This window comes from Amycolatopsis sp., assembly GCF_025464955.1.
Lineage (GTDB): Bacteria > Actinomycetota > Actinomycetes > Mycobacteriales > Pseudonocardiaceae > Amycolatopsis.
Map to the genome: position 1 here is coordinate 217,654 of NZ_JAODNM010000030.1, position 18,809 is coordinate 236,462.

At 68.5% G+C, this 18,809-nt stretch carries 22 protein-coding genes; 8 read left to right on the plus strand and 14 right to left on the minus strand.

Going from position 1 to position 18,809, the window contains the following annotated elements; translation table 11 throughout:
* Window positions 1-28: 28 nt before the first annotated feature.
* From JWQ81_RS05770 to JWQ81_RS05795, 6 genes are all read left to right on the plus strand, one after another.
* Window positions 29-448, plus strand: a complete 420-nt coding sequence (locus JWQ81_RS05770; protein WP_297538286.1) for a heavy metal-responsive transcriptional regulator — start codon at window positions 29-31, stop codon at window positions 446-448.
* Window positions 449-585: 137 nt separating this feature from the next.
* Window positions 586-990, plus strand: a complete 405-nt coding sequence (locus tag JWQ81_RS05775; protein ID WP_297538288.1) for a hypothetical protein — start codon at window positions 586-588, stop codon at window positions 988-990.
* Between the two features lies 1 nt (window position 991).
* Entirely contained in the window at window positions 992-1,309 is a 318-nt protein-coding gene (locus tag JWQ81_RS05780) for a hypothetical protein (RefSeq protein ID WP_297538290.1), read from the plus strand.
* Window positions 1,310-1,325: 16 nt separating this feature from the next.
* The gene (locus JWQ81_RS05785) at window positions 1,326-2,243 is read left to right on the plus strand and encodes an FAD:protein FMN transferase (protein WP_297538292.1); all 918 of its coding nucleotides are present in this window, start codon (window positions 1,326-1,328) and stop codon (window positions 2,241-2,243) included.
* Window positions 2,198-3,730 (plus strand): 2Fe-2S iron-sulfur cluster-binding protein, encoded by a 1,533-nt coding sequence (locus JWQ81_RS05790; protein ID WP_297538294.1) that lies wholly within the window; start codon window positions 2,198-2,200, stop codon window positions 3,728-3,730. The genes JWQ81_RS05785 and JWQ81_RS05790 overlap by 46 nt, the downstream gene beginning before the upstream one ends.
* A gap of 76 nt (window positions 3,731-3,806) precedes the next feature.
* Window positions 3,807-4,232, plus strand: coding sequence for a YkvA family protein (locus JWQ81_RS05795; protein WP_297538296.1), 426 nt, complete (start codon window positions 3,807-3,809; stop codon window positions 4,230-4,232).
* A gap of 23 nt (window positions 4,233-4,255) precedes the next feature.
* On the opposite strand, the gene JWQ81_RS05800 is transcribed toward JWQ81_RS05795, so the two are convergent.
* From JWQ81_RS05800 to JWQ81_RS05815, 4 genes are all read right to left on the minus strand, one after another.
* Window positions 4,256-4,963 carry a hypothetical protein gene (locus JWQ81_RS05800; RefSeq protein ID WP_297538298.1) on the minus strand — a complete coding sequence of 236 codons (708 nt, stop codon included), beginning with the start codon at window positions 4,961-4,963 and terminating at the stop codon, window positions 4,256-4,258.
* A gap of 36 nt (window positions 4,964-4,999) precedes the next feature.
* The gene (locus tag JWQ81_RS05805) at window positions 5,000-5,779 is read right to left on the minus strand and encodes a cytochrome c biogenesis CcdA family protein (RefSeq protein WP_297538300.1); all 780 of its coding nucleotides are present in this window, start codon (window positions 5,777-5,779) and stop codon (window positions 5,000-5,002) included.
* Window positions 5,776-6,414: a TlpA disulfide reductase family protein gene (locus JWQ81_RS05810; protein WP_297538302.1), complete on the minus strand. Its 639-nt coding sequence runs from the start codon at window positions 6,412-6,414 to the stop codon at window positions 5,776-5,778. Before JWQ81_RS05810 ends, JWQ81_RS05805 begins: the two co-directional genes overlap by 4 nt.
* 153 nt (window positions 6,415-6,567) lie before the next feature.
* Entirely contained in the window at window positions 6,568-7,524 is a 957-nt protein-coding gene (locus tag JWQ81_RS05815) for a YafY family protein (RefSeq protein ID WP_297538304.1), read from the minus strand.
* A gap of 108 nt (window positions 7,525-7,632) precedes the next feature.
* Here JWQ81_RS05815 and JWQ81_RS05820 point away from each other — a divergent pair, with 108 nt between their 5' ends.
* Entirely contained in the window at window positions 7,633-8,055 is a 423-nt protein-coding gene (locus JWQ81_RS05820) for a nuclear transport factor 2 family protein (protein WP_297538306.1), read from the plus strand.
* A gap of 102 nt (window positions 8,056-8,157) precedes the next feature.
* Here JWQ81_RS05820 and JWQ81_RS05825 read toward each other — a convergent pair whose 3' ends face one another.
* The 4 genes from JWQ81_RS05825 to JWQ81_RS05840 form a co-directional block, all read right to left on the minus strand.
* Window positions 8,158-9,006 (minus strand): membrane dipeptidase, encoded by an 849-nt coding sequence (locus JWQ81_RS05825; RefSeq protein ID WP_366942260.1) that lies wholly within the window; start codon window positions 9,004-9,006, stop codon window positions 8,158-8,160.
* Window positions 9,007-9,328: 322 nt separating this feature from the next.
* Window positions 9,329-10,684 (minus strand): dipeptidase, encoded by a 1,356-nt coding sequence (locus JWQ81_RS05830; RefSeq protein ID WP_297538310.1) that lies wholly within the window; start codon window positions 10,682-10,684, stop codon window positions 9,329-9,331.
* Window positions 10,671-11,375 (minus strand): SDR family NAD(P)-dependent oxidoreductase, encoded by a 705-nt coding sequence (locus JWQ81_RS05835; RefSeq protein WP_297538312.1) that lies wholly within the window; start codon window positions 11,373-11,375, stop codon window positions 10,671-10,673. The genes JWQ81_RS05830 and JWQ81_RS05835 overlap by 14 nt, the downstream gene beginning before the upstream one ends.
* The gene (locus JWQ81_RS05840) at window positions 11,360-12,073 is read right to left on the minus strand and encodes a creatininase family protein (protein ID WP_297538313.1); all 714 of its coding nucleotides are present in this window, start codon (window positions 12,071-12,073) and stop codon (window positions 11,360-11,362) included. The genes JWQ81_RS05835 and JWQ81_RS05840 overlap by 16 nt, the downstream gene beginning before the upstream one ends.
* A gap of 75 nt (window positions 12,074-12,148) precedes the next feature.
* On the opposite strand from JWQ81_RS05840, the gene JWQ81_RS05845 reads away from it, so the two are divergent.
* Complete coding sequence (locus JWQ81_RS05845) at window positions 12,149-12,709, plus strand: Lrp/AsnC family transcriptional regulator (protein WP_297538315.1); 561 nt, start codon at window positions 12,149-12,151, stop codon at window positions 12,707-12,709.
* Window positions 12,710-12,723: 14 nt separating this feature from the next.
* Here JWQ81_RS05845 and JWQ81_RS05850 read toward each other — a convergent pair whose 3' ends face one another.
* From JWQ81_RS05850 to JWQ81_RS05875, 6 genes are read right to left on the minus strand one after another with little or no spacing between them, the layout of a single operon-like run.
* Window positions 12,724-13,968, minus strand: coding sequence for a methylaspartate ammonia-lyase (locus JWQ81_RS05850; protein ID WP_297538317.1), 1,245 nt, complete (start codon window positions 13,966-13,968; stop codon window positions 12,724-12,726).
* A gap of 52 nt (window positions 13,969-14,020) precedes the next feature.
* The gene (locus tag JWQ81_RS05855; RefSeq protein ID WP_297538319.1) at window positions 14,021-14,968 is read right to left on the minus strand and encodes a N(4)-(beta-N-acetylglucosaminyl)-L-asparaginase; all 948 of its coding nucleotides are present in this window, start codon (window positions 14,966-14,968) and stop codon (window positions 14,021-14,023) included.
* The gene (locus tag JWQ81_RS05860; protein ID WP_297538321.1) at window positions 14,965-16,002 is read right to left on the minus strand and encodes an oligopeptide/dipeptide ABC transporter ATP-binding protein; all 1,038 of its coding nucleotides are present in this window, start codon (window positions 16,000-16,002) and stop codon (window positions 14,965-14,967) included. Before JWQ81_RS05860 ends, JWQ81_RS05855 begins: the two co-directional genes overlap by 4 nt.
* Complete coding sequence (locus tag JWQ81_RS05865) at window positions 15,999-17,012, minus strand: ABC transporter ATP-binding protein (RefSeq protein WP_297538323.1); 1,014 nt, start codon at window positions 17,010-17,012, stop codon at window positions 15,999-16,001. The genes JWQ81_RS05860 and JWQ81_RS05865 overlap by 4 nt, the downstream gene beginning before the upstream one ends.
* Window positions 17,009-17,863, minus strand: a complete 855-nt coding sequence (locus tag JWQ81_RS05870) for an ABC transporter permease (protein ID WP_297538326.1) — start codon at window positions 17,861-17,863, stop codon at window positions 17,009-17,011. The genes JWQ81_RS05865 and JWQ81_RS05870 overlap by 4 nt, the downstream gene beginning before the upstream one ends.
* On the minus strand, window positions 17,860-18,801 hold the full coding sequence (locus JWQ81_RS05875; RefSeq protein WP_297538327.1) for an ABC transporter permease: 942 nt from the start codon (window positions 18,799-18,801) through the stop codon (window positions 17,860-17,862). The genes JWQ81_RS05870 and JWQ81_RS05875 overlap by 4 nt, the downstream gene beginning before the upstream one ends.
* Between the last annotated feature and the right edge of the window lie 8 nt (window positions 18,802-18,809).

Here is an 18,809-nt window from a genome sequence, read left to right on the forward strand (position 1 = left end):
TGCGCTGGAAGGTCAAGGAGATGAGTGGATGAAGATCGGCGACGTGGCGAAGCTCACCGGGACCAGCACGAAGACGATCCGGTTCTACGAGGACGCTGGCCTGCTGCCCCCGCCGGCGCGCACGTCCTCGGGCTACCGCGACTACGAACCGGAGATCGCCGACCGGCTGCGGTTCATCCACCGAGGTCAGGCGGCCGGATTGTCGCTGCAGGACGTTCGTCAGATTCTGGCCGTCCGCGATCGCGGAGACGCACCCTGCGGGCATGTCCGAGACGTCCTCACCACGCGGCTGGGTCAGGTTCGTGGTCAACTCGCCGAACTCGCCGCCCTGGAATCCCACCTGCAGACGCTGCTTGACCGGGCTGACCAGGGTGCCCCGACGCCGCATGACGAGTCGGGCGTCTGCTGGATCCTCGACACCGACCCCGTGGCTATCGCGAAGCTCTGACACGTCTCGCCGGCGGTCGACCATCTGCCGGGGGTTGCGGAGCGCGGTCCCGACTTGATCTACTATCTACGTACGTAGATAGTAGAATGGCGGGTATCGCCACCAATCCCCACCGGCAGAATGGAAAGGCTGAAGTCATGGCTCTGGGAAAACTGGGACATCGCGCCACGCTCTCCATCGCCGCCGGAATCGCGATCGCCGGCATTTCCGTCGGTATCGCCACGGTCGCGATCGCCGACAGCAGCTCCTCGAGCACTGCTACTCCCACTCCGCAACCAGTTGCGGCGAGTGCGGCCGTGCCCGCTCCGCCGCTTCCGGCAAACGGCAGCCCCAGCATGGACATGGAGATGCAAATGCAGCTCCAAGCGATGCGGATGGGGATGGAGGAGGGAATGACCATGGGCAAGGAATCAGGCGACATGCCCAAGTCGATGAGCGGCTCTGCCGCCCCGGCGCCGTCCACCGCGATGCCCGCACCGAGCGCCGCCTCGCAGCAATCCATGGGCGGCATGGGTATGGGCATGGGCATGGGCGGCATGTGACATGGTCGCCGACCCGCAGCAGACCGACAAGAAAACGGCGGCCAAAGTGCTCATCGGGAGCCTGACCGTGGCAGGCGCCGCTCTGCTGACCGCTGTCGTCGCGGCACTGAGCCCACACGCTGTCGCGGACGCGACAATTTCCCCGATCAGCGCGGCGATTCCCGCGGCCACTGCCGGTGGAGCCACGCCGGTGACCCGGTCCACCGGCAGTGGTTGTTCGTCATCCGCAGGATCACCGTCGACCACGCCGTCACCCGCGCAGGCCGCACCCGCCGCTGTGACTTCCGCGGCCCCGATGACGCGCAGCAATGGCAGTTGAAGCCCGATTCACCAGCATGGGCTCCACCGCACACGTCATTGCCGTAGCAGGCCCGCCTGGGCTGCTACGGCACGCCCGGCTACGCCTGGCGGAATGGGAAGGCCGGTGGTCACGATTCCGTCCGGACAGCGAAATCAGCCACCTGAACACCTCAGCGGGCCGGTGGGTGCGGCTCACGCCGGTCACCGTGGCGATACTGCGGCGGGCCGTAGAGGCGTGGGAACTGACCGGCGGACTGTACGACCCCACGGTGCTCCCGGCGCTGGAAAACGCCGGCTACACCCACAGCTTCGAGACCCTTCCCGCCACCGTCGACTCTCGGGCACCCACAACCGCGACCCCGGGATGCGCCGGCATCGACCTCGCTCGCCGCCGCGCCCGGCTGCCGCTGGGAGTCCGGATCGACCTGGGCGGAATCGGGAAGGGCTACGCCGCGGACCTGCTCGCCGAGGAGCTCCTCACCCGCGGCGCCGCCGGAGCATGCGTCAACCTCGGCGGGGATGTCCGCGTCGCGGGAACACCGCCCTCCTCAGGAGGCTGGGTTGTGGCGGTCAGCGACGAAACCCGTCCAGGCCGCGATCTGGCGTCCGTGTCGCTGACCTCGGGGGCGGTGGCAACCTCCACCAGCCTGCGTCGCCGCTGGCACCACGGCGGCACGAAACGTCACCATCTGATCGACCCCCGCACCGGCGCGTCGGCAACGAGCGCGGTGGCCGCTGTCACCGTCGTCGCCGCGCACGCCCACTGGGCGGAAATCCTGGCCAAGGCGGCGCTGATCGCGGACCTCGAACACGGGTCCGCCATTCTGGAAACCCATGGTGTCGCAGCGATCCTGACCATGCAGGACGGTACAGCCCACCGCGTTGGGCCGCTGGAAAGGTTTGCGCAGTGGACTCCCAGATCTGGTGGTACATCGCCCGCGCCAGCGGGTTGACCGCCTGGTGGATCTCATCGGCCACCGTCGTCCACGGACTGTTGCTGGCCACTCGGATTCTCGGCCCGCGGGTCGCCTCGGGGCGGCTGCTGGACCTGCACCGCTTCCTCGGGGTCCTCTCGGCCGTGTTCCTCGCCCTGCACCTGCTGACCTTGACCATCGACAAATGGGTGGACATCGGTCTGCCGCAGGTGCTGGTCCCGTTCACCTCCGGCTACCGCCCGGTCGCCGTGGCGTGGGGCGTGACCGCGTTCTACCTGATGGCGGCGGTCCTGCTCACCTCGCTGCTGACCGCGCGCATCCCGCGGACCTGGTGGAAAAACGTGCACCGGCTGGCGTTCGCGGTGTTCGTTCTCGTCACTGTGCACGCGCTGACCGCGGGAACCGACACGACACTGGCCCGGGGGAGCGCGGTCATCCTCGGCGGCCTGTTCATGTTCCTTGGCGCCTACCGCCTCCTGCGCGGGCGGCACCCCGACCAGCCGACGACGTCCACTCAGGACACCGGATCCGCGATTTCGCCGCCAGGACGCCGAGAACCCGGTGAGTGGCCCGTGCGGGTCACCGAGTTGCGCTGGGCCGCCGAGGACGTCGTCGCGCTGCGCCTCGCCGCCGTCGATGGCGACCGGCTACCTGCGTGGGAACCGGGCGCGCACGTCGATCTCGTGCTGCCGTCGGGAAGAGTCCGCCAATACTCGCTGTGCGGCGATCCCGCCGACCGCGCCGGCTATCGGCTGGGGGTCCTGCGAGTGCCGGGCGGCCGCGGCGGCTCCAGCGAAATCCATCAGCTGCGCGCCGGACAAGCTATCGCCGTACGGGGTCCCAGCAACCATTTTCCGCTCACGCTGGCCGAGCACTATCTGTTTGTCGCGGGTGGCATCGGCATCACGCCGCTGTTGCCGATGATCCGCCGAGTCGAGAGCGCCGGCATCGACTGGCAGCTCCTCTATGGCGGCCGATCTCGCGACAGCATGGCCTTCACCGACGAACTACCCGCTCCGACCGGCGACCGGATCCACCTCGTTGCCCAGGACACCGACGGACTTCCCGACCTCACTCGAGCGCTGTCGGCCACACCTGAGGGAGCGGTGGTGTACTGCTGCGGACCGGAAGCACTCATCGCCGCAGTCGAACAGGCCATGGCCGCGGACTTCCCGAACCGGCATCTGCACGTCGAACGCTTCGCCCCCCGACAGACCTCGACCGGACCGCACACTACCGCGACGTTCGACGTCGAGTTGGCCCGCAGCGGCCGAGTCCTGGCCGTCCCGGCAGACCGCAGCCTCCTCGCGGTGATCCGCGACGCCGTCCCTGCCGCGCTATCCTCGTGCGAGCAAGGTTTCTGCGGCACCTGCGAACTCCGCGTCCTGAACGGCACCCCCGACCACCGCGACGACGTACTGCCCGCAAGCGAGCGCGACCGCACCGATGTGATCTACCCGTGTGTTTCCCGCTCCCGCGGCCCGCGACTGGTCGTGGACCTGTAGCGGGACCGGCCCGTATCGAATCGTATGGTGGTGGCTGACATGTTTTCGGCGTGCCGACAGAGCGTGAAGGACGGGCATGACGGGGTCGTTCTGGTGGGACCTGGTAATCAGCGTCGGCGTCGCGCTCGTCGTGGCGTGGCTGGCCCTAGTGCTGGTGCTGGCGCTCGTGCGCCCGAAAGGGGGTCTGCTGCGCGAAGCGCTGCGGTTGCTGCCCGACGTGCTGCGGCTGGTGCGTCGACTGGCTGCCGACACGACGCTCCCGCGCGGGGTGCGGGTCCGGCTCGGCCTGCTGCTGATTTACCTCGCCTCGCCGATCGACCTGATCCCCGACGTCATCCCTGTGCTCGGCTATGCGGACGACGCGATCATCGTCACCGCCGTCCTGCGCGGAGTCGTACGTCGCGCCGGCCTCGACGCGGTCCACGCGCACTGGCCAGGTACTGAGGACGGGTTCACAGTCCTGTGCCGCCTCACCGGCCTCCCCACGCCAGCGACGTCGTGACTGCCACTGGCGTACCTCACACGCTATTCGCCGGCAGGGAAGGTGAAACTTGACGGCACGGGCGCCGACGCCTGGGGGAGTCCGTACACCAGGGCGATTTCGTCGTGAGCGTTCATCGTCAACGCGGCCGGGTTGCCCGGGCGCAGGTGGCCGTTGACGTAGGCACGGAGGGTCTTGCCTTCGGCGGTGTGCAGGGCACCGATGTTGTCGGCGGTGAGGCTGACACCCCACTCCGAGAAGAACTCGCCGAGGGTGAACACACGGGCCACCGGCGACTCGATGTGGATGACCCCGGTGGTGTCGTGGGTGTGCAGCGGGCTGATGCTGCCGCCGGCCTGGTCGATCCCGATCAGGCCGGGCACCTCGACTCCTCGGCCGTCGATGAGGACGTCGAGGTGGGCATGGATGTGTTCGACGGTGCCCTCCGCGGACAGCATGGGCAGCCCGGCCGCACGGACCGCCCCGGCCGCGTCGGCGGGCGCTGGCCACGGCGGCGGGGTGTCGCGCCCGACCGCGGTGGTTGCCGGCGGCCCGCTCAAGTCCGGCGCGGCGGTGTCCGACCCTCCCCGGGAGTTGACGACCACGACGATCACCACGACCAGCAGGGCCACCACGATCGCGGCGCCGCCGGCGAACAGCACCCCGCCGCGGCGCTGGCCCGACCGGGCCCGCGCGACTGCTTTCTGCGCGGACCGCGCCTGGGCGGACTTGGAGTTGTTCTTTCCTGCCATGAGGTTCTCCTGTGCTGCGGGATTCGTTGATGGAAGTTACAGCGGGACGGTGAAACCGCTGATCGGGCCGCGGAGCCAGCCGATGACCTCGCCCCACAGCCCGGTGACCAGCGCGACGCCGATGGCGATGAGGAACAGTCCGCCGACCTGCTGCACGCGGCGGATGTGCCGGCGTACCCAGCTCGTGGCTCCGACCGCCCACCGGGCGCCCAGGGCCAGGGCGATGAACGGCAACCCGAGGCCGAGGCAGTACGCGCTGATCAGCAGCAGGCCTCGTCCGGTGGTGGGGCCGACGTTGGTGCCGCTGGCGAGCGCGATCACTCCGGCCAGGGTCGGGCCGAGGCACGGGGTCCAGCCCAGCCCGTACACCGCGCCCAGCAGCGGTGCACCCCACAACCCGTCCCGGGGTTTGTGGCGCATTTTCATGCCGCGCTGCAGCAGTGGGAACGCGCCGAGGAACACCAGACCCATCGCGATGGTGATGACCCCGCCGATGCGTTGCAGCAGTTCCTCGTTGGCCAGCAGCGCGTCGGAGACGCCCAGCACGGCCATCGTGGCGCCGATGAACACCACCGCGAACCCGGCGACGAACAGCATCGCGGCCCCGGCGACCCGCCACCGCCCGGAACTGCGCCGGGTCGCGCCGGCGGAATCGACGGGTGGGGCTTCCGCGCCGACCAGCCCGGCGAGGTAGGCGAGGTAGCCGGGGACCAGTGGCAGGCAGCACGGCGAGGCGAAGGACACCGCGCCGGCGGTGATCGCCAGCAGCGAGGCCAAGGCCAACGGGCCGGACACGGCGACGTCGGTCAGGCTCACGACGTGACACCCCGTGAACCTGCCGACGCGGGCATTGGTTGCGGTGGCTCGGCGGCGAGGCGGTCGACGACCGGCTGAAGGTCAGCGGCCAGCAGCGCCATGAGGAACACCGCGGCGACTCGGTGGTGGCGGTCCAGGACGATGGTGGAGGGAACGATGTTGCGGGGGTAGCCCTCCAGCGTGAGCAGGGACCGGCCGGGCGGGTCGTAGATCGAGGGATAGGTGACGCCGATGTTGCGGATGAAGTCCTGGGGCGCGCTGCGGGTGTCGTCGCGGACGTCAATGCCGAGCAGTGTCACTCCGGAGTTCTTGGTGTGATCGTAGACGCGTTGCAATTCGGGCATTTCCGCGCGGCACGGGCCGCACCAGGAGCCCCAGATGTTGAGCACGACCACCTTGCCAGGGTAGTCGGCCAGCCCGATGTGGGTGCCGGGGCGCAGCAGGTCGTCGCCGGAGATGTCCGGGCTCACGCCGCGGGCGCTGGGCGGGTCGTAGAAGATTTTCGTCTTGCCGCCGGGCGCGACGAAGGAGAACGTCGAGCCCGGCGAGACGGCGTCGGTGCCGGTGCTGCACGCCGCGAGTGTCAGGGCGAGGGAGACACCGACGACGGCCCAGCGGCGATTTGTCCGCCTCATGCCCACTCCTCACCCTTGAAATACGTATCTACTACGTAGATTAGTAGACGGTCCGGGAGGAGTCCCTGGCACCCTGCGTACCTACACCTTCGGCTGGTTCACGCCGCTCGCCGCGATCTGGCCGCTGATCGCGCTTCTCGAACGTGCCGACGCTCAATCGTCAGTCTCGTTTTCGACGAGCAGTTCTCGGGTCCGTCGCCGCACCTCATCGCGTACGTCGTCCGGAGACAGCACGCGGAGCGGGGTCGCGAGGCTGAGCAGGTACGTGGTGAGTTCGTCAGCATCCGAACCGCCGATGGTGACAACGGTCGCGTCGCCGCCATCGGCCTCGTGAACGCCACGATTCGGCGGGACTAGCTCAAGCGCCCGCTCCAGTGAAACCGGGAACCGGACTTTCGTGTAGAGCGGGTAGTTGCTGGTGAGCATGCGGGCGACGAGCAGGGCGGCGTCGGGCGGGTGGGTGATCGACCTCGACTGGCCGATCGTGCGAGCTTCGGTGGCCCGATCGACGCGGAACGTCCGCCACTGTCCACGTGCGACATCCAGCGCGACCAGGTACCACCGATGGCTGGTGCGCACCAGTTGGTAGGGATCGATTTCGCGGACGGTGTCCTTGCCGTTCATGTCGCGATAGGACAGTCGGACACGGGCGCCTTCCCGGCATGCGGTGGCCAGCTCCAGCAACACGGCCGGGCGGCCATGGCGTTCGACCGGCCTGGGGGTGTGCACGAACGCCCCGTCCAGTTGAGCCAACCGGCGTGCGAGGCGCGCGGGCAGTAGCCGCTGGAGCTTCAGCAGTGCGGACATGGCGGCTTGATCGCTGCCGAGAACACCGCTGAGCCCGACTTCGCGCAATGCCACCGCGACGGCGAACGCTTCTTCGTCGTCCAGGCTCAGCGGTGGCACGGTGGTGCCCGCGCTGAGGCGGTAGCCGCCCCACGGCCCCGCATCCGAGTCGATGCCGTAGCCGAGGTCTCGGAGCTTGGCGATGTCCCGCCGGATGGTGCGTTCGGTGACCTCCATCCGCTCCGCCAGGTCACGGTTCGTCCACGCCGGACGCGTCGACAGCAGCGATACCAGCCGAAGGAGCCGCGCTGATGTGCTGATCACATCGGTCAGTCTAGGACGTGACCAGGACAGTAACTGTCCTGGTCACGTCCTAGCGTGTCGGTCATGAGTACTGGACAGCCCAGTCCGGCACCGAACGAAGGACCGGACATGACAATGGCAAACCTGGACGACTTCAAAGCCCTCGACCCGTTCTTCCGCGCGATCGAGACAGGACTCGACGGGCTGGTCGACGGCGGACACTTCTTCGAACTTTTTGCCGACGACGCCGTGACGGAGTACGTGGTGACGGTTCCCGGCTATCCGAGGAAGGTCGAGGGCCGGGACGGCCTGGCCGAGTTGTACCGCCACTACGGCGACACGATCGTGCTGGAAAGCTTCAGCGACCTGAGGGTCCACCACGACCGGGAGGCGTCGGTCGTCGTCCTCGAGTACGCCGTGCACGGCAGGTTGGTGGCTAACGGACGCCCTTACGGCAACCGCTTTGTCTCCGTGATCACCATCAAGGACCGCAAGGTGACGCAGTGGCGCGACTACCTCGACTCCTACGCCGTGATCCAGGCGCTCGGCTAGTTCCGCCGCCGGCCCTCAGGTTCCACCACCATCGCAACTCGACGGCGAGTTGCGTGGATCCGGGGAACCTCAGACGACGCCCGGCGCGGCCGAGCGCAGCGGTCATGCCCAGACTTCCTTCAGCACCCGCAGGATGTTGCCGCCCAGCGCAGCCGCGATCTCGCTGTCGGAGAGCCCGTCTCGGACCAATTCCCCGCAGATGTTGCCGAAGTTCTCCGTCGGGTTCTCCAATCCGTCCACATAGGGCACTTTCTCGTGGGGCGGTCCGTCTCCTGTCGTCTTGCCGAGCAGGTGCCCGAACACGGTGTGAAGGCCGACGTGGTCGCCATAGAGAGTGTCGGGCCCGAACGCGACGTGCTCGATGCCGACCAGGTCCGCGCAGTACCGGAAATGGTCCATGACCGAATGGATGTCGTGCAGGGGATGGCTACGCGACAAGGTGGTGTGCGGCGCCGCGGACATCCCGATCACCCCACCGGTCTCGGCGACGGCACGTAACACGTCGTCGGGTTTCATCCGGCCGGTGTCCCAGACCGCCCGTGCACCGGCGTGCGTCATGAACACCGGATGCTCACTGGCGCCACAGACGTCCAGGCCGGTCCGGTCCGAGGAATGCGACACGTCGATGGCGAGCCCCAGCCGGTTCATCCGGGTGACCGCACGCCGCCCGAACGTGGTCAGGCCGCCGTCGGACGGCTCGTTCAACCCGCTGCCGAGCGCGTTCGAGTCCGAGTACGCGATCCCGATCTGGCGCAGCCCCAGTCCGAAAAGGACGTCGAGCCGGTCGATCTCGTTCTCGATGGGGGTCGCCGCCTCCAGCCCGAACACCAGACCCACCTGCCCGGAGCGGTGTACCCGCTCGATGTCGGCGAGGGTCCGGATGACGGCCACGTCGTCCTGGTGTGCGATGTCCGCATGCCCAGGTCGGTGATGATGTCCTGCCAGCGCCACGGCGCGTTGCCGGTCACGCAGGCGGTGCCGTCCATCATGTTGTCGAACACCACGGTCATACCCGACGCCAGCAGCCCGGAGAAGGCCGTGTGCTGCCGTCCCGTGCGGTTGTAGTCCGGTGTCTCGCGCATGTCGCGGGGGAACCGCACCGGATGGTCGTGCAGGCTGATCACGATGTTGTCGTGCAGCAGCCGCGCGGAGCGTTCGGCCTCTGCCGCGGTCAGGTCCGCGGTGTACGGAGGAACCCGGCCGAACTCCGGTGCCAGGTCGAACTCAGGCAGATCGGTACCCGGCGAGAGGTAGCCGTAGGAGCGGTACTCGCTCATCGGGCCAGCCGATGCGGGCCGTCCGCGAGCAGCCGCCACAACAGTTCCCAGGCCCGCATTCCCTCACGCAGCCGGGAGATCCGCAGGAATTCGTTGGGGGCATGCAGGTTCTCGTCGGCCGTGGAGAAGGAGAAGAACAACGTCTTGGCCCCCAGCACTTCCTCGAACAATGCGGTGGCCGGCAGCGTCCCGGCGATGACCGCCAGCAGGACCTCCTGCTCCGGGTACACCTCGGCCAGTGCGGCGGACGCGGCCCGGATCGCCGGATGGTCGGCCGGAATCGTGTACGCCGGAACAGCTCCCTCGTCGGGCCGGACGGCGACGCGGACGCCGGTGAGCTTCCGTGCGAGTACGTGGTCGGTGATCGCGCTCAATACCCGTTCCGGGCGCTGGCCCGGGACGAGCCGGCACGACACGTGCGCGGTCGCGATATGCGGAATGACTGTGTACTTGCCCCCGGCGGTGATCCCGTTGATCTCCAGCGTCGGCCGCTCCCACAGGCGCTCCAGCGTGCTATAGCCTGCCTCGCCGAAGACCTCGTCGACGCCGAGACCGCCGCGGTAGCCCTCGTCGTCGAAGGGCACGGCGGCGATCTCGGCCCGCCGGGCCGCGCTGAGGTCGGGGATCCCGTCGTAGAACCCGTCGGCCGCGACCCGGCCGTCTGCCGAATGCAGTGACGCCAGGATCTCGCTCAGCGCGTGCAGCGGGTTGGCGACCGTGCCGCCGAACCGCCCGGAATGCAGGTCGCCGTCCGCGCCGGTGACCTCGATGTTCATCGTCAGCAGGCCCTTGGAGGCGATCGACAGCGAAGGCTCGCTCGGTCGCCACATCGCCCCGTCAGCCGAGATCACGAGGTCGGCCGCCAGCTCCTCGGCGTGCTCACGGACATAGGCGGGTAGATGCGGGCTGCCGATTTCCTCCTCGCCCTCGAAGAGGAATTTGATGTTCAGCGGCAGCGCCTCCTCCTGGGCGAGAAAGGCCTGCGCCACCTTGAGCACGATGAACACCGGGCCCTTGTCGTCGGTGACGCCGCGCCCGCGCACCACATCGCCGTCGACGGTGAGCTCGAACGGCGGGGTCCGCCACTCGGTGAGAGCACCGGTCGGCTGCACGTCGTAGTGCCCGTAGACCAGGATCGTCGGCGAACCCGGCGCTCCGAGCCAGTCCGCCCGCACCACGGGGTGGCCGGTAGTGGGCTCAACCCTGGCCTCGGCAAAGGAAAGCTGTGCCGCGAGCCACTCGGCGGCGGCCTGCATCGTTTCCGGCGTCGCGTCGCGGCTCACGCTCGGGATCGCGACGTAGCCGGCGAGCTCGTCGAGGTATTCCGCGTCGGACGCATCAAAAGAGAGCATGACCACCATCAATCGAAATAGTCTGACCTGTGATCCAGGACGATTGTTCGGAGACGAAGAAGCGCACGCCGTGCGCGATGTCCTCCGGCGCGCCGAGGCGGCGCATCGCGATGTTGTCCACGAGCGCGGCCTGGCCCTGTTCGCCGTAGCCTTCCCACTGCTGCACGGTCGTGGGATTCGACAGCACGAAGCCCGGGGCGATGCAGTTGACCGTGATCCCGAACTGCCCGAGCTCATGTGCCATCTGCCGGGTGAAGCCGATCTGGCCGGCCTTCGCGCTGGCGTAGGCCTGGATTCCGGTCAGGCTGACGCTGCGGCCCGCACCGGAGGAGATGTTGACGATCCGGCCCCAGCCCTGCTTTTTCATGCCGGGTACGACCGCCCTGGTGCACAGGAAGGTACTGGTGAGGTTGGCGTCGACGATCGCGGACCACTGTGCGCCGGTGATGTCCTCGATCGGCCGGTACGACTGGCCGACCACCCCGCCGGCGTTGTTGACCAGGATATCGACCTCGCCGAGTCCGGTGAAGAAGTCCGTCACGGCGGCGGTGTCGGTGACGTCGACGGTGTCCTTGTCGATGCCGTGCACCTCGATTCCCTCCGCGTCCAGTGCGGACACGATCGCCGCCCCGATCCCGTGTGCGGTGCCGGTCACGACCGCCACCCGCGGCGTTGTCACTGTGCTCGCCATCCTTTCTCCAGCAGGTCGCGGACTTCCTCTACACCCGCGTCCCACACGACCTGCATGTCTTCGTCGCTGCGCTGGTAGGCGCCTCCCAGGCTCCCGTCCGGCGCGAGTTCCTTCATCTCCTCCGGGGTCAGGGTGTTCACCAGGTCCCTCGGCAGCACCGGCGCGCTGCCGGCGGGGATCTCGGCCCCAGCGACCCTGGTCCACGGGAAGTTCTCCAGCCACGATCCGTGGTACTGGTCGGCGTCGAACAAGCTCGCGGCCGCGGCCGTGCGCGGCGCGTTGTACCAGCTGTGGAACAGCACCTGCGCGGGTTCCTCGCGCGGCTGGCAGATCCATTCCCGGACGAAACCCGTCACCGGTGTGTTGCCGCCGTGGCCGTTGACCACCGCGATCCGCCGGAAACCCTGGCCGTACAGGCAGTCCAGCAGATCCCGCAGCACTTCCACATAGGTGCTCATCCGCAGGCTCATACTGCCCGGGTATCGGGTGAAGTAGGGCGCCATGCCGAAGGGCACGACCGGGAGCACCGGGATACCCAGAGGTTCAGCCGCCTCCACCGAGACCCGCTCGGCCAGCAGCGCGTCGGTGCCGAGCGAGAGGTACCCGTGCTGCTCGGTGGAGCCCACCGGGAGCACGACTCGGTCGTCGTGTTCGAGATAGGACGCGACCGTCATCCAGTTGCTGTCGAAGACCCGCATCAGCTCTCCCATCCTGTTCGCGGGGCGGTGTTTCGCCGCCCGTGTGCGGTCGTGGCGTCAGGTAGCCTGTCCGCCATGCCAGCTCGCCGCCGAAGCGCCGGTTCAGCCACCTCGTCCTCGCCGTTGGGCAGCCTGATGGACGTGGCGCCGGAACAGTCCACGCCCGTACCACTGGACGATGTGGACCGTCAGATCCTCGTGCTGGTGAGCCAGGATTCCCGGCGTTCCCAGCGGGCGCTCGCGCGTGAGCTCGGCATGTCCGCGCCGGCCGTCGGCGAGCGGGTGGCGCGGCTGGAACGCCTCGGCGTCATCCGCGGCTACGGCGTGCGCGTCGACTGGAGCGCGATCGGCTATCCGATGGCGGTGTACCTGACCATCACCGCCGCGCAGGGTTTCCAGCAGAGCGCCATCGTCGAGCAGATCGCGGAGATCCCGGAGTTGGAGGCGCTCGACGTCGTCACCGGGGCGATCGACATGCTCGCACGGCTGCGCGTGCGCGATCACGCCCACCTTCGCCAGCTGCTCAAGCGCATCTGGGAGATCGACGGGGTGCTGCGCACCGAGACCTCGCTCAGCCTCATCGGCGTCGAACCGGGGAACGTGGTGGCGGAGTTGCTGTCCAAAGCAGACCAATGACCTCGCCGGGCGGATCACGGCCGGGCCGCCGTCGTGGCCCTCGCCGCGGCGATCGCGGCTACCCGTTCCATTTCGTTGCCCACGATCATGAGTCCTTCGTCCACGCCCATCCCCGGTTTCGCCAGGACCTGCGCTGCGCCACAGGCCATCGCGAGCTGGGCGGTGACCTGTGCCGAGCGCTCGGTCTCGTTGCAGGTTCCCCCGCAGTAAGCGAGCAGCCCCCGCTCGCGGACAAGCAGCATCGCCTCGACCGTGTTGGTGAGCCCGCCCAGGTCGGGAGTCTTGACGTGGATGACGTCCGCGGCGCCCGCACCGGTGAACAGCTCGATGTCCTCGAACGTGTTGCACCATTCGTCGACGGCGATGCGCACGGGTGAGCCGATCCGCCGCAACGCCGCCCGCAGCCGCACGTAGGTGTCGATCTGGGCGTCCCGGTTGCCGGCGTCGATCGGGTGCTCGACGACCAGGTCGTGCGGCGCGGCGATTTCGCCCAGCCGGGCGAGATAGTCCGCCACCGCGGTCACGTCCCCGTCGAAGGCCAGCCCGATGGTGCCGTAGGTGTCGAAGTAAAGCCGGGGCAGGTAGGTGTCGTCGCCGCGCAGCTTCGCGATCCGGTCGACGACCCAGCGCACGTAGTCCTGCAACAGTTCGCCGCGGCGGCCCAGCAAGCCGTCGACCTGATTGATCAGGCCGTGCGGCAGCACGTCCACCCGCTTGAGGATCATCTTGTCGACGCCGTTGTAGCGGTCTTCCCCGCATTGGGCGAACACAGGCACCGGAGTCAGCTCCACACCGGTGGTGTACTCGTCGCGAACGACCTCGGCCATGGTGAGGCTACGTGCGCGGGCGACGGCGTCGAGGACCGCCTGCGTTACCCCGTAACGAATCGCGGTGTGCAGGGGGCGCGCGTCGACAGCGCGTGCCAGTTCGCGGAAGGAACTGAGCTCGGCGCCCTTGAGCAATGGCGTGAGCTCCCGTGTGATGTCCAGGCGCGCGGACTCCGCCTTGAACACCGGATCCCGCCCGCCGACGCCGCTGTACTGCACCTCCGCGCAGTCGCCGTGGGCGAAGGAGCCGTCTTCGAGCAGCAACAGCACCGACAGCGCCTCACCGGCCTGCCGGACCGCGGTGAAGCCTTCGGTGTGCGGGTCGCCGAGGTAGCCGAACCCGTCGTGGGCGGCGCCGGCTCTGATGGCCGCCTGGTCGTCGGTGAAGAACCCCGAGCGAACCGGCAGGGTGAGTACGTCGACGATTTTCATTCGGCCGGTCCTTGGCACAGCGCCGATGCCGCCACCGGTCGCGACGACGTCTTCATAGCACGCTCCGGGGGAGGAACTCGGGCTCGGTGGAGGAGTCCGTCATGACCACGTAGACCGAGCCGTCCTGGCCGGACGCCGCCCCGTGCCGCCCGTCCGGGGTGAGTGCGAGACACCGCAGTTCGGCGCGGAAGTCGTCCGGCAGGGTCGCCGCGTCCGCCAGCATCGCCAGGCAGGCTTCGGTGGGGTCGAGCCCGCGCGCGAGCTCGGTGACGATCGCGCGGGCGCCGACCGAACGCATGCTCAGCTCGCCGCGACCGGTGCAGGCCGATCCGCCGTACCGCACGTCGGCGTAGTTGCCCGCGCCCGGTAGCGCGGAATCGCCGACCCGGCCCGGATACTTCCACGGATAGCCGCTGGTGGACACGCCAACGACCAGTTCACCCGAGCTGTCCAGCGCCAGCACGTTGATGGTGCCCCACGGCCCGTCGTGCGGCGCGAAGTGGTTGACCAGTTCGAGTGCGCTCTGCCGGTACCGTGCGTCGCCCTGCTGGGCCGCGGTCTGCTCCCCTTCGACGGACTCGCCCGAAGTCTGCAGCGCCGTGTGGAACAGCTTCTTCGCCGCGTCGGTCAGCAGCTCCGCCCGTTCGAACCCGTTCTCTTCGGCGAACAGCTCCGCGCCCGGACCGACGAGCAGGCTGTGCTGTGGCAGGCGTTCCAGCACGGCCCGCGCGATCGAAATCGGGTTCGGGAAGCCCCGCACCGCACCGACCGCGCCGAAGGCCCTCGTCGAACCGATCATCACCGATGCGTCGAGCTCCACCACGCCCTGCGCGTTCGGCAGGCCGCCGGTACCGACATAGTGATCGTCCACATTGTCCTCACAGCACCGCAGCGCGGTTTCGACCGCGTCCAGCGCGGAGCCGCCGCGGGCGAGGATCGCCATCGCGGCCGGCAGCCCGGCCTCGCTGCGCTCGCTCCCGATGACGATGGGCCGGCTCATGCGATCACCCCGGTGGTGCGGGCGGTGACGTGGACACACGCCGCGCTCCGGCCTGCCGCACGCGGGTCGTCCAGCAGACTCGGCTCGTCGACGCATCCCGCCACGATCGCCGGGCATCGGTCGAGATACCGGCACGGGCTGGTGCCGGCGGACTTCGCGGACATCGAAACCTCTTCTCGTGTAATGACTCCCGGGTCCCCAGGCGGGTCCCCGGTGTCCGCCGTCTCGCTCGTCGCGTCGAGCCGGGGGACCGAACTGAGGAGCAGTTTGGTGTAGGGATGAACGGGGTCGTCGAAGACCGTGTCGGTCGCCCCGGTTTCGACGATCCGGCCGCGGTACATCACCGCCGTCCGGTCGCTGATCTGGCGGACCACCGCCATGTTGTGCGATACGAAGATCACCGACAGCTCCAGGGTCCGCTGGAGATCGGAGAGCAGGTTGATGATGTTGGCCTGTACCGAGACGTCGAGCGCCGACACCGGTTCGTCCGCGATCAGCACCTCGGGTTCCAGGGCGAGCGCGCGGGCGATCCCGACGCGCTGCCGCTGCCCGCCCGAGAACTGGCGCGGTCGCTGTTCCAGCGCCCGCTGGGGCAGCCCCACCAGGTGCATCAGCTCTCGACAGCGCGCGGCGACTTGGTCGCGGGGCACGAGGTTGTGGTACCGCAGCAGTTCGGCGAGCATCTGGCCGACCGTCATCCGCGGGTTCAGCGAGCTGTAGGGATCCTGGAACACCATCTGCAGCGCGCGTTGCTGGGCCCTGGTGCGCCGCGCGGGTAGCGCCGTGCCCTGGTACCGGACGACCCCGGCGGTCAGCGGATGGAGACCGACCAGACTTCGCGCCAAAGTTGACTTCCCGCAGCCGGACTCGCCCACCAGGCCGAGTGTTTCTCCCCGGTGCAGCACCAGATCCACCCCGTCGACGGCCTTGTTGGCCGTGGGCTTCCGGCCGAAGAGCCGGTCGGTGACCGAGACCGGGGAGGTGAAATGTCGGGACAGGCCTTCGACCGAGAGGATCTCGCTTCCGGTAGTCACCACTGGGCCGCTCCTTCCCCGGTGATCAGCATCGGCCAGGTTCGCGCGGTTTCGGTCCGCAGGCAGGCGCTGTGGCCGCTCGCGGTCGGCACGGGTTCGGGCTCCGCCGTACGGCACTCGTCCGCCACGAAGGGGCAGCGCGGCGCGAACGAGCAACCGAGCACGGTTTCACTGAGGTCGGGCGGCTGCCCAGGGATGGCGAGCAGCCGCGCGGCCCGGTGGTCCGGATCGGGTACCGAACGCAGCAGGGAGAACGTGTATGGGTGTTCGGGGGCGGTGATCAGGTCGGGCAGCCTGCCCGACTCCGCAATCTTGCCCGCGTACATGACATAGAGCCGGGAACAGGTCTGGCTCACGACCGCGAGATCGTGGCTCACGAGCAGAAGCCCGACGTGCTCGTCGCGGCGGAGTTGCCGGAGCAGGGCGAGCACCTGGGCCTGGATGGTCACGTCGAGCGCGGTGGTCGGCTCGTCGGCGAGGATCAGCCGTGGCTTGGTGGACAACGCGATCGCGATGCAGATCCGTTGGCGCATCCCGCCGGACAGCTCGTGCGGGTACAGCTCGTAGCGGCGCTCCGGGTCGGCAATGCCCACCTCGCGCATCAGGTCGACAGCGATGGACTTGGCTTCGCCACGCGACTTGCCGAGCCTGCGCAGCGGGGTCTCCGCGATCTGGTCACCCACCCGGTGCACGGGGTTGAGCGCGGTCAGGGAGTCCTGGAAGATCATGGCCATCGTGTCGGTCAGCTTGCGGCGCAACCGTTTCGCGGGCAACCCCGTGACGTCCTCGCCGTCGATCAGCACCGTGCCCGACGTGATCTTCGCCGGCCGCGGCAGCAGGCCCAGCAGGGCACGCAACGTCAGGCTCTTGCCGGAGCCCGACTCGCCGACCAGGCCGACGGACTCTCCGGCGTCCACGGCCAGCGAAACACCGCGCACGGCGTGCAACCGGCCGTGCGGCAACGGAATCTCCACGTGCAGGTCCCGGACTTCGAGCACCGGCGCGGTCATCGGTTCGCCTTGTCGACGATGCCGTCGGCGATCAGCGCCAGCGCGAGCCCCGTGAGTACCACCGCGAGTCCCGGAATCGTGGACATGTACCACTTCGTGAGGATGAACTGTTGTCCTTCCTGGATCATCGTGCCCCAATCCGGGTTGGGTGGTGGCACGCCGAGGCCGAGAAAGCCGAGAGTCACGATCGCCAGCAGGGTGAGCACGATGTCGCTCATGGAGAACACGAACGGCTGCAGGATCACGTTCGGCAGCAGGTGCCGGATCAGGATCCGCCAGGTCGGCAGGCCGCTGGCCCTGGCCGCCAGCGCGTACTCCTGTTCCTTGGCGACCAGCACCTGAGCGCGCACGATGCGGCAGTAGGCGACCCAGCCCACGAGCGTGATGGCGGTGTAGATGCTGGAGGTCCCCGGTCCCATCGCGAACACGAGCGCGATGACCAGTACCAGGAACGGGAATGCGATCACCATGTCCACGATGCGCCCGATGACGGTGTCGAGCCAGCCGCCGAACCAGCCGGCGACCAAGCCGATCAGGCTGCCGAGGATGAATGGCGAGACGACCGCCAGCACACCGATACGGAGGTCGACCCGGGCCCCGTAGAGCAACCGGGACAGCACGTCGCGGCCGAGCGAGTCGGTGCCGAACAGGTGACCCGGCGAGCCGGGCGGGAGGAACGCGCCGGCGAGGTTCTGGGCGGTGGGGTCGTACTTCGTGAGCAGCGGCGCGCACAGGGCGCACAGCACGATGAGGCCGAACAGGACCAGGCCCGAGACGAGCGGCGCGTTCCACCGGTCGCGTCGCCGGCGGGCGGCCACCGGCGCGGCGGGTTCGAGGATCGTAGGGGTCATGCGAGCTTGACCCGGGGGTCGAGGGCGGCGTGCGTCACGTCGGTGAGCAGGTTCACCGCGACGACCATGATCGCGAAGACCAGCGTGATTCCCTGCACAGTGGGGAAATCCCTTCCGAGAATGGAGTTGATCATCTGCTGGCCGATGCCCGGCAGGGAGAAGACGCGCTCGACGACCAGGGTGGATCCGGTGAGGTAGGCGATGTTCACACCCAGGACCGTGACCGAGGAGACCGCGGCGTTGCGCAACGCATGCCCGAACACCACCCGAGCGGTGCTGATCCCCTTGGCGTGCGCGGTCACGATGTAGTCGCTGCCGAGCACGTCGATCATGCTGGCCCGCAGGCTGCGGATCAGGATCGGGGCCAGCGTGAGCGAGATCGTGATTCCCGGCAGCACCATGCTCCGGATGTGACCGGCCAGGTCGTCGCCGAATCCGCCCACCGGGAACCAGCCCAGTTTCAGGCCGAACACGAGGATCAGCATGATGCCGAGCCAGAAAGCCGGCAGGCCGAGACCGACGACGGGGACAGCGCGGATGACGGCGTCGGCAGCGCCACCCCTCCGGGCCGCGGCCAGTACGGCGAGCGGCACCGCGATCAGCAGCGTGCACACGGTGCCCGACACCAAGAGCCACAGTGTCGTCGGCAGACTGGTGGAGATCAGCCCGCTCACCGAGCTGTCGTACACATAGGAGTATCCGAAGTTGCCATGGAACAGGTGGCTCAGGAACGTCAGGTACTGCGTCCACAGTGGCTGGTCGAGCCCCAGCTGAGCGCGCAGCTCCTGCACCGCCTGCGGAGTAGCGTGGCTGCCGAGCAGTGTCGCCGCCGGATCGCCGGGTATCAGCCGGATCAGAAAGAACACGATCAGGCTGATACCGAGCAGTACCGGGATCAGCGACACCAGCCGCCGAAGGGTGTAGATCACGTAGGTCATCGGGCGCT